Origin of the sequence: Streptomyces europaeiscabiei (assembly GCF_001550375.1) — a bacterium.
Lineage (GTDB): Bacteria > Actinomycetota > Actinomycetes > Streptomycetales > Streptomycetaceae > Streptomyces > Streptomyces europaeiscabiei.
The window spans coordinates 1-10,171 of the sequence record NZ_LRTR01000729.1 but is presented as its reverse complement, the minus strand read 5'-3'; the positions used below and the strand labels follow the sequence as shown (position 1 = coordinate 10,171).

Below are 10,171 nucleotides of genomic sequence, written 5' to 3'. Positions count from 1 at the left end.
CCGCGGACAGGGCCAGCAGCGCGGCCGTCGCACCGGTCTGCCCGAGCGGCGAGAGCACCGGCGAGCCGGCGATGTCGTGCGGGGTGGTGATCGCCAGACCGAGACCGGCCAGCGCTCCGGCGGACGGCGCCAGCACCGGCAGCAGGGACCCGCAGATCCGGCCCGCCGCGTAACCGGCCGCCAGCGCGAGCACCGCCAGCAGCACACCCTCCGGACGGCCGCCCCGCGCCGCCGCCGTGGTCAACGACCAGGCCGCGCACGCCCCGAGCACGAGCACGCCCGTGACATCGGAGACGTTCCGTCTCTCCCGAGCGGCCGGCCCTCCGGCCGCGGACCGTGTCCCCGTGGACCCCAACCCGTCGCCCCCCGACGTCTCTCACGTGTGACGGGCCTCGACCGCCCGGACCCCGTCCGGCCGCACGTCAGAGGCTCGCGCACACCGTAACGGGTGATGCGCCGGTTTGTGGACGAGTTGCGCAGGAACGTTGCGCCTGGTGTGCGACAAAAGCCTCACCCGAGACGCACGGGCCGCGCTGTCGGCGCCGGGGCGACGCGCCGTACACTCCCCGAGTGACCGTCACCGCCACTCCCGTAGACGAGCCGGAACAGCTCGAACCCCAGGCCGCGCCCGTTTCCCGGGTCTCCCGATGGGTCGGCCGACTCCTTCCGGCCGCCGCCGCGACGCTCTCCGGGGTGCTGCTCTACGTCAGCTTCCCGCCCCGGACCCTGTGGTGGCTGGCCCTGCCGGCCTTCGCGGTCTTCGGCTGGGTGCTGCGCGGACGCGGCTGGAAGGCGGGCCTCGGCCTCGGCTATCTCTTCGGCCTCGGATTCCTGTTGCCGCTGCTGGTGTGGACCGGCGTGGAGGTGGGCCCCGGACCGTGGCTCGCGCTCGTCGTGATCGAGGCGGTGTTCGTGGCCCTCGTCGGCGCGGGTGTCGCCGTCGTGTCGAAGCTGCCCGGCTGGCCGGTGTGGGCCGCCGCGCTGTGGGTCGCCGGTGAGGCGGCACGCGCGCGGGCCCCGTTCAGCGGCTTCCCCTGGGGCAAGATCGCCTTCGGCCAGGCGGACGGCGTCTTCCTGCCGCTCGCCGCGCTCGGCGGTACCCCGGTGCTCGGCTTCGCGGTCGTCCTGTGCGGCTTCGGTCTGTACGAACTGGTGCGGCTGGTCGTCGAGAACCGGCGGACCGGTGCGGCCGTACGCCGGGGCACCGCGGCCGTGGCGGCGCTGTCCGTGGCCGTCCCCCTGGCCGGCGCCCTCGCCTCCCGTGCCCTGGTGAGCGACGAGGCCGAGGACGGCACCGCGACCGTGGCGGTCATCCAGGGCAACGTGCCACGCCTGGGACTCGACTTCAACGCCCAGCGGCGGGCCGTGCTCGACTACCACGCCAAGGAGACCGAGCGGCTGGCCGCCGAGGTCAAGGCCGGCAAGGTCGACCGGCCCGACTTCGTGCTCTGGCCGGAGAACTCCTCCGACATCGACCCCTTCGCCAACCCCGACGCCCGCGCGGTGATCGACAAGGCGGCCGCCGCCATCGGCGCCCCCATCTCCGTCGGTGGTGTCGTCGAGCGGGACGGCAGGCTCTACAACGAGCAGATCCTCTGGGACCCGGAGAAGGGCCCCGTCGACACCTACGACAAGCGGCAGATCCAGCCGTTCGGCGAGTACCTTCCCCTGCGGTCACTCATCGGCGCCATCAACAGCGAGTGGACGTCCATGGTCCGCAAGGACTTCAGCCGGGGCTCCCAGCCGGGTGTGTTCACCATGGACGGCGCCAAGGTCGGCCTCGTCACCTGCTACGAGGCGGCCTTCGACTGGGCCGTGCGCTCCGAGGTCACCGACGGCGCGCAGCTGATCTCGGTGCCGAGCAACAACGCGACCTTCGACCGCAGCGAGATGACCTACCAGCAGCTCGCCATGTCCCGGGTCCGCGCCGTCGAGCACAGTCGCACCGTCACCGTGCCGGTGACCAGCGGAGTCAGCGCGATCATCATGCCGGACGGCAGGATCACCCAGAAGACGGGCATGTTCGTCCCGGACTCGCTGGTCCAGAAGGTGCCGCTGCGTTCCTCCGAGACGCCCGCCACCCGGCTCGGCATCGCGCCCGAGATGCTTCTGGTGCTGGTCGCGGCCGGTGGGCTCGGCTGGGCGATCGGGGCCGGTGTGCGCGGGAGGCGCGCCGGTGGCGTGTAGCCGTACGCCTCGCGTGCGCGTCCCGGAAGGGCGGGGGTGACGGAACCGGCCCGTTAGGGTCGGCTCCATGGCTACCCCTGATTTCATCCGCACACTCCGTGCCTCCGCCGGCAACCAGCTGCTCTGGCTCCCCGGAGTCACCGCCCTCGTCCTCGACGACGAGGGCAGAGTGCTGCTCAACCGTCGGTCCGACAACGGCAAGTGGTCGCTCATCGGCGGCATCCCGGACCCGGGGGAGCAGCCGGCGGCCTGTGCCGTGCGGGAGGTCTACGAGGAGACGGCGGTCCGGTGCGTGCCCGAACGGGTCGTCCTCGTCCAGGCGTTGGACCCGGTGCGGTACGACAACGGGGACGTCTGCCAGTACATGGACACCACGTTCCACTGCCGCGCCGTCGGCGGCGAGGCGCGCGTCAACGACGACGAGTCCCTCGACGTCGGCTGGTTCTCGCTGGACGCCCTGCCGGACCTGAGCGAGTTCGCGCTCTTCCGCATCAAGCAGACGATGTCCGACGCGGTCACCTGGTTCGACCCCATGGTCTGAGGCCGAACCGCCGTGGGCGGGCCTCGCTCCGCGCGGGTCTCCTACGGCCTCGCCGCCGGGGTCGTCACGAGGGGTCCGTGGTCCGCGTGCGGGCCACGGCCACCCGGAGCGTGAGGGCGGTCGTGACTCCCGCCACCAGGCCCCAGGTCAGGGCGGCCGGGATGCCGTCGCCGAAGCCGGCGGCCACGGTCAGGTCCCAGCGCAGCTGCGTCCCGTCGACCAGCATCCGCAGGAACTGGCTGGTCAGCAGGCCGAGGACGGTCGCGCAGACGGCGCCGACCGCGAGAGCGGGAACGCCGGCCCGGGTGAGCAGGCCGGGCAGCAGGCGCAGGGACCACCACACCACGGCGAGCAGCACGACGTCGAGGGCGCGGTACAGGAGCCAGTCGCCGAGCGGTGTGCCCGCCGGGCCCGACCAGGCGCCGAGCAGCAGCCACTGGCGCAGGAGGTCGCCGGGTTCGGAGAGCAGTCCGCCGCCCGAGAAGGCCGTCTGGAGGGTGGCGGCGACCGACTGGTGGGAGAGGACCACGAGGGACAGTGCGATCACCGCGGTTCCGGCGGTCGCGGCCAGGCGGGCGGCGCGTGCCGGGACGACCTCCCGCGGCAGCGGACCGGCGCCCTGGGCGGTGACCCGCGCCACCAGTACCGTCGCCACGGCGGCGACCAGCGCCGTCGCCACCAGGACCTGCCGCCCGGAGGAGATCACGCCCGCGAGCTGGGGCAGGAAGCGGTAACTGCCGTGTCCCTGCGAGGCGATCAGCCACGGCGCGGAGACGGTGACCGCCAGCGTGCCCGCCACGACACCCCAGGCCCACACCGCGAGCAGGGCCGCCGTCAGCCGCCCGCGCACCGGCGGCAGCCTGCGGACCAGGAGCAGCGCCCCGGGCACGAAAAAGGCGAGGACGGCGGCGAACCGGATCTGCAGCGCGGTCGAGTACAGCGAGCCGTAACGGGAGCTGTCGCTCTGGAACGTGTCCCCGACCCCGCCCACCGCCGCGCCGAGCTGCGACGAGGCCGGCGGGTCGTACGACCACGGGGCGAGCCAGCGTTCGAGGTCGGCTGCGGCCTGCGCGCCCAGCACGTCGGTGGAGCCCTGCAGCCGCAACGCGCTCTCGCTCGCCCCCGCCCACCACAACAGCGCGGTGAGCAGCAGCCCGCCGACCACCGCCGGTATCGCCGCACGCCGATATGTCATGTGCCGTCCCCCGATCGACCGTGCCCCCGTGAACTCCCTGGCCGAGGTTGGAGATTACGGTGCGGTGGTCACACGTGGATCACAGGGGTGCGTCGGCTTGCGTGACCGGCACCACTCGTGCGGGGTTCGTCATGCGGTGCCCCGCGGTTCACGGCCCGGTGCGGCCGTCGCCGCCCGTCGGTGTTCGAGCTCTGTCAGTCGTCGGCGCGTCGAAGACCCGCCATGGGCGCTTCTCGGGGAGCGCAGGGTGACGCTGGTGAGGTGCATGTCGAGCAGGGGCAGTTCTTCGGTGTCACCCGTGGCCTGAGCCCCTGCCGACCGCGGTTCATTGCGCACCGCTCCTGGCGGCACGTCGCACGGCGTGGCAACGGCGTGCGTCTCTCAGTCCGTGCGTCCCAGTACCGTCTCGAGCAGCTCCCGCCGGTAGGTCGTGTACGCGGCCCGCAGCGCGGGTCCCGGCCAGCCCTCCGGCAGGAGTTCGGGGGGCAGGACGGGGTCGGCGAGCAGATGCCGTACGGCGGCCGCGAGGGCGGTGAAGCGGTCGGCGGGCCGACGGGTCCGCTCGATGTGGGTGAGCAGTGCCTCGGCGGTGGCGGCCCAGGCCTCCAGCGGCCACAGGCTCGCCGCCAAGTTCCCGGCGGGCAGGTGGCCGTCCCCCGCGGCCAGGTCCTCGGCCTCCGAGCCTGCGGCGGTCGGATGCCGGGCCGGCTGCTCCGGGCGGCCGGTGAAGTACTGGACCGTCGGGCCGATCTCCGGCGGCCGGGCGCGCCGCAGGTTGTCCGGGCGCAGCCACACGCCCTCGCGTAGCTCGGCGAGTCGCAGGGCCGTCAGGCGAGCACGGAGGTCGGCTCGGTCGGCGGGGCGGCGGCCGGCCGTGGTGACGACGACCATCTCCCAGTCGCCGCTCCACGGCCGGGTCTCGGGGTGCACCGACTCGTCCTGGCGGCGTTGGCGGTCGAGGAGCCGGTCGCTGAGGCGGTACACGGCGTCCGCGCGCCGCAGGTCCCCGGCCGACACCATCCGGCTGAGCGCGGCCCGCAGCGTGGACCCGGAGATGCCGAACGCCTCCACATGGCGCACCAGATCCTTCACGGGCAGCTCCGGCGGATGCATGCCCAGCAGCAGGCTGAGGACGACCGACCGCGCGGACAGCGGCCGCAGTTCGAGTTCGGTGGGCCGCCCCGGTGCGTTCGTCTGCATGACCCCGTACTGTACGGGGCACGCGATCACTGTTACGGCATGGCTGCGACCGCAGGAATAGTGCAATACTCGCCGCATGGTCTCGATACTCGCGCACACACAGCCGCAGTACGCCACCCACGACGTCACCAACCAGCCGCCACCCCTCACCCCGTACGACGCCTCCGAGGACGTGGCCCTGCTGGAGGGGCTGCGCCGGGAGGGTGCGGAGTGGGCCGAGAAGGACATCCGGCGGCTGGGGCTCACCGCGGGTGGCGCGGAGGCGCAGGAGTGGGCCGAGCAGGCCAACCGGTACACGCCGGAACTGCGTACCCACGACCGTTATGGCAACCGCGTCGACGAGGCCGACTTCCACCCCAGCTGGCACCACCTGATGCGGACCGCGGTGGGCGAGGGCCTGGCGGGCGCGGCCTGGGCGGACGACCGGCCCGGCGCCCATGTCGCGCGCACGGCGGGCGCCCTGGTGTGGGGCCACACGGAGGCCGGGCACACCTGTCCGACCTCGATGACGTACGCGGTCGTGCCCGCGCTGCGTCGGCAGCCGGAACTGGCCGCCGTGTACGAACCGCTGCTGACCGGCCGGGAGTACGAGCCGGGCCTGCGGGTGCCCACCGAGAAGCGCGGGCTGCTCGCCGGGATGGGGATGACCGAGAAACAGGGCGGCAGCGACGTACGCGCGAACACGACGACGGTGACGCCCAGTGCCGAGCCCGGTGTTTACACCCTGCGCGGGCACAAGTGGTTCACGTCGGCGCCGATGTGCGACCTGTTCCTGGTGCTGGCCCAGGCGCCGGACGGGCTGACCTGCTTCCTGGTGCCGCGCGTCCTGCCCGACGGCAGCCGCAACACCTTCCGCATCCAGCGGCTCAAGGACAAGCTGGGCAACCGCTCCAACGCGTCCTCGGAGCCGGAGTTCGACGGCACCGTGGCCTGGCGGGTCGGGCCCGAGGGGCAGGGCGTGAAGACCATCATCGAGATGGTCAACTGCACCCGCCTCGACTGCGTGATGGGCTCGGCGACGCTGATGCGCAAGACGCTCGTCGAGGCGGGCCACCACGCACGCCACCGACGCGCGTTCGGTGCGCGGCTGCTCGACCAGCCCCTCATGCGCAACGTCCTGGCCGATCTCGCGCTGGAGTCCGAGGCGGCCACCACCCTCACCCTGCGGCTGGCCGGCGCCGCCGACCGGGCGGTGCGCGGGGACGAGGGCGAGCGGATGTTCCGCCGGATCGCCACCGCCGTCGGCAAGTACTGGGTGACCAAGCGGGGTCCGGCCTTCACCGCCGAGGCGCTGGAGTGCCTGGGCGGCAACGGCTACGTCGAGGACTCGGGCATGCCCCGCCACTACCGCGAGGCACCCCTGCTGTCGATCTGGGAGGGCTCGGGCAACGTCAACGCCCTCGACGTGCTGCGGGCGTTGAACCGGAACCCCGGTACCGCGGAGGCGCTGTTCGCTGAACTCGCCCTGGCTCGGGGCGCGAACGCCCGGCTCGACGCGGCCACCACCCGGCTCAAGGATGCGCTCCGCGAGGCCGACCAGACCGGTGCCCGGCGTCTGGTGGAGCGGATGGCCCTGACCCTGCAGGCCGCCCTGCTGGTCCGCCATGCCCCGCCCGCGGTCGCCGACGCCTTCTGCGCGACCCGGCTCGACGGCGACTGGGGGTACGCCTTCGGCACCCTCCCGGGCACCGCCGACCTGGACGCAATCCTGCGGCGAGCCCTGCCGGCCGGCTGACGGAGCGGCCGCCGTCCCAGGCGGGGCCGACCTCATGCGCCCGGGGCCTCAGGTGCCGACGGCTGTGCGGAGCGCGTCGGCCTTCTCCTCGGTGAACACACCGCTGTGGAGGGAGGAGCGAGAGGACCGGGAGGACTCCGCCGCCGGAACCCCGGCTGCCCTCGTCGATGACCCGGAGATCGACCCACCACGTCGGCGCGGGCTGTGGAGTTCCGCAGGCTTCGGCCGCTCCACGAAGTGCGCCTGGAGACCGACCTGCGCGAGCGGGGCGAATCAGCTGACCTCGGGCACGAGCACGGCGTCCGTCAGCGTCGCGGCCGACGCCCGGCGCTGTTCGAAGCCCGGACAGCCCTGCGCGGTGTTCACGGTCGCCGGTACCTCCTGTGGTGATTGTCGCAGCGGGACGGCGCACCGCTCCATGGCGATCGTCATGACGGCGGCGGGGTGGCGGGCAGACGTTCGTGCTGGCCGCAAATCGCGGTAAGGTAGCCCTAAGTGGATATCTGTCCGCCAGTGCCGAACGTGTGTCAGGGCGGAGGGCGAGTGGTGTCGACGAGTGAGGTGCCCCAGCGGTCCGACGCACAGCGGAATCGTGAGCGCATCCTGGAGGTGGCGCTGGCCGAGCTGTCGCGTTCCGCCGACGTCCCGATCAGCGTGATCGCCAAGAAGGCGGGCGTCGGGCAGGCCACGTTCTACCGCAACTTCCCCAGCCGTGAGGCGCTGGTCCTGGAGGTCCACCGCCAGGAGGTCCAGCAACTCGTCGACAGCGCCGCCGAGTTGCTGCGGAACCGGGAGCCCGACCAGGCTCTGCGGGAGTGGATGGACGGCCTCGCCCGCTACGCCACGGCCAAGGCGGGTCTGGCCGACGCGCTGCGCCGGGCCACCGCCGCGACGGGTGCCCCGGCGAAACCCGGATACCCGCTCCTGGTCGCCGCGATCGAACTCCTGCTCAATGCCAACCACGAAGCCGGCACCATCCGTCCTGGAGTGAGCGCCGACGACTTTCTCCTCGCCATCGCCGGCATCTGGCAGATCGCCCCGCACGGCGACTGGCGGCCTCGGGCCGCCGGCCTCTTCGACCTCGTCATGCGCGGCCTGCGCGCGGGAGCGCCCGGCCGGAAGTGAGACCGCCGGGCCGGGTGACTGCCGCTTCGGTGCCGAACAGGTTCAGCGCCGCCCGTACATCAGGCGTCCAGTCGCCCGGCGGAACCTCGGCGGCGGGCGTGGGCCGATCCACCGGTTCGTCCAGGGCGCTCGGGGTGCGACAGGCGGCCAGGGGCGACACGGAGCCGGGGACCCAAGGCGCGTGACCTCGCGGTCCCGGCCTCCGAGATCACCGCCGTCAACGCGGACGCCGACGTCGAGACCGTCCTCCGCGCCGCCACCGCGCACGACCGCACCCGCCTCCTCGTCCGCGCCGAGGACACCACCGTCCTCGGCTCGATGCCCGCCCGCGACGCCCTGGTCGACCGGACGAAGGGCCCGTACGCTCACGGCCCGTGCCCTCGCCCGCCCACCCGGTACCGGAGCTGCCGGACGATGCGACCGTGGCCGAGGCGACGACGGCCTGCGCCGGCATCGCGCCACCCTCGCCGTCGTCCGCGACGACACGGGCCGCCTCACCGGGCTGGTCGGCCTGGACGACAGGCCGGCGCGTCATCTGCGACCCCGGGCTGCCTGACCGGCCGCCGTCGGCACACCGCGCATCGACAGTGCGGTAGAAGTCTCCTGGAGCGTGATCGCTCAACCGGTCCCGCCGACCGTCCCGGTCGGCGGGACATCGCGCTGCGTGAAGGAGCAGGTACAGCAGGATGACCGACCAGCACGACCGTTCGACCACGGACCGGCGGCCCCTGCGCCGGGCGCTCGCGGAATGGGCCCGCGCCGTCACGGAGGCCCGCTGGTTCGGCGTCACCGTGTTCGCCCTGATCCTCACCAACGCGGCGCTGCTGGGCGTGGAGACGTACAGCGCGCTGGTGGCGGGCTGGGGCGTGTGGTTACGCCTCGCCGAACACGCCTTCCTGGTCGCCTTCACGGCCGAGATACTCCTGCGTGCCTGTGCGCACGCCGACCGCCCCCGTGACTTCCTCCGCGACCCGTGGAACCTGTTCGACCTGGCCGTCGTGGTCTCCGCGTTCCTGCCCGTGGCCCGCGAGAACGGCACCGTCCTGCGGCTGCTGCGTCTGGCCCGCGTCCTGCGCACCGCCCGCTTCCTGCCCCAACTCCGCGTCTTCATGGTCGCCGTGGGCCGCAGTCTGCCCGGCACCTTCAGCTTCCTGCTCGTCGGCGCCCTGCTGCTGTACGTCTACGCCATGGTCGGCTGGGTCTTCTTCGCCGACCACGACCCCGAGCACTTCGGCTCCCTCGGCCGCGCCGTCCTCACCCTCTTCCTGCTGATGACCCTGGACGGCCTCGGCGACGCGGTCCGCGCGGGCCTGGAGATCTCCCGCTGGAGCATCGTCTACTACGCCTCCTACGTCCTGTTCGCCTCCTTCGTCCTCGTCAACGTCCTCATCGGTGTCGTCATCAGCTCCCTGGACGAGGCCCGCGAGATGGAACGGGAACAGGAGCGGGAACAGGAGATGGCGGAGCGGGAACAGCGGGAGACGGAGCCGGGGCAACAGGGGACGGAGCCGGGACAGCAGGAGAGGGGCCGGGCGCCGAGTGCGGCCCGACCGGCCGCAGGCGGGTGCACCGCTGCCGCCGAGGACGAACTGCGCGTCCGGATCCTGGCCGCCCGAGAGGCCCTCGACGCCCTCGAATCGAGCCTCCGCCACGACTTGCCCTCCCGGCACCAGGAGCCCTCCCGGTGCCGGGAGGCGGAGGAGCCGGTGCCGCAGCCCTCGGGCCGGAACTGAACAGGAGATCCCGTCTCGGCCCGTTCGGCACCGGGCCGGGGTGAGCAGCATGGCCCCGAGGGTTCCTCCCGCACCCCCACCGCGATCAGTACCGCACCGAGATCCGTCGGATCACCTCGACTGCCCTGCAGGGAGGGGGAATCGGGTGGCGGTGACGCGTCCGACCCGGTCGGCGGAGGCGGGGCCGAACGCGTCGTGCGGAGGTCGGCCGACGGTCAGGTGCCGGAGGCCGGTGGCTGCCAGGTGGCCTGGACCAGGGCGCGTTCGGTGCCGGCCAGGTAGACCGCGGTGGCGAGCCAGGCGCGCGCGTAGCGGTCCGGGTCGGGGTCGGTGATGCGGCCGAAGACATCGCGGGAGCGGCGGTCGGCCTCCGCGGTGAGCGCGGCCGAGAGGTCGGCGGCCGCACGGAACCCGCTGCGTCGCAGGGCTGCTCCGCCTCCGTTCCGGTCGCCGTC

Annotated in this window: 8 protein-coding genes and 2 pseudogenes; 5 read left to right on the top strand and 5 right to left on the bottom strand. The window is 73.2% G+C overall.

The annotated features are described in order from the left end of the window. Window positions 1–277 (bottom strand): annotated as a pseudogene (locus tag AWZ10_RS36165) (O-antigen ligase family protein); the annotation flags it as partial. Window positions 278–570: 293 nt separating this feature from the next. On the opposite strand from AWZ10_RS36165, the gene lnt reads away from it, so the two are divergent. Together lnt and AWZ10_RS36155 are read left to right on the top strand one after the other, a co-directional pair. Beyond that, a complete protein-coding gene (gene lnt / locus AWZ10_RS36160) occupies window positions 571–2,187 on the top strand; it encodes an apolipoprotein N-acyltransferase (RefSeq protein WP_046708372.1) in 1,617 nt (538 codons plus the stop codon). A gap of 67 nt (window positions 2,188–2,254) precedes the next feature. Beyond that, complete coding sequence (locus tag AWZ10_RS36155; RefSeq protein WP_046708373.1) at window positions 2,255–2,728, top strand: NUDIX hydrolase; 474 nt, start codon at window positions 2,255–2,257, stop codon at window positions 2,726–2,728. Between the two features lie 64 nt (window positions 2,729–2,792). Here the strand turns inward: AWZ10_RS36155 and AWZ10_RS36150 are convergent, their stop codons facing one another. After that, a complete protein-coding gene (locus AWZ10_RS36150) occupies window positions 2,793–3,923 on the bottom strand; it encodes a hypothetical protein (RefSeq protein WP_060893117.1) in 1,131 nt (376 codons plus the stop codon). 381 nt (window positions 3,924–4,304) lie between these two features. Continuing rightward, window positions 4,305–5,123: a PaaX family transcriptional regulator C-terminal domain-containing protein gene (locus tag AWZ10_RS36145; RefSeq protein WP_060893116.1), complete on the bottom strand. Its 819-nt coding sequence runs from the start codon at window positions 5,121–5,123 to the stop codon at window positions 4,305–4,307. 76 nt (window positions 5,124–5,199) lie between these two features. On the opposite strand from AWZ10_RS36145, the gene AWZ10_RS36140 reads away from it, so the two are divergent. After that, a complete protein-coding gene (locus AWZ10_RS36140) occupies window positions 5,200–6,858 on the top strand; it encodes an acyl-CoA dehydrogenase family protein (protein WP_060893115.1) in 1,659 nt (552 codons plus the stop codon). Window positions 6,859–7,131: 273 nt separating this feature from the next. Here the strand turns inward: AWZ10_RS36140 and AWZ10_RS54355 are convergent, their stop codons facing one another. Beyond that, window positions 7,132–7,290, bottom strand: a complete 159-nt coding sequence (locus tag AWZ10_RS54355; RefSeq protein ID WP_244172662.1) for a hypothetical protein — start codon at window positions 7,288–7,290, stop codon at window positions 7,132–7,134. Between the two features lie 111 nt (window positions 7,291–7,401). On the opposite strand from AWZ10_RS54355, the gene AWZ10_RS36135 reads away from it, so the two are divergent. Continuing rightward, a complete protein-coding gene (locus tag AWZ10_RS36135) occupies window positions 7,402–7,983 on the top strand; it encodes a TetR/AcrR family transcriptional regulator (RefSeq protein WP_046708376.1) in 582 nt (193 codons plus the stop codon). A 686-nt stretch (window positions 7,984–8,669) separates the two neighbouring features. Then, entirely contained in the window at window positions 8,670–9,716 is a 1,047-nt protein-coding gene (locus AWZ10_RS36130) for an ion transporter (RefSeq protein WP_063809823.1), read from the top strand. Between the two features lie 215 nt (window positions 9,717–9,931). Here the strand turns inward: AWZ10_RS36130 and AWZ10_RS36125 are convergent. After that, window positions 9,932–10,171 (bottom strand): annotated as a pseudogene (locus tag AWZ10_RS36125) (hypothetical protein); the annotation flags it as partial.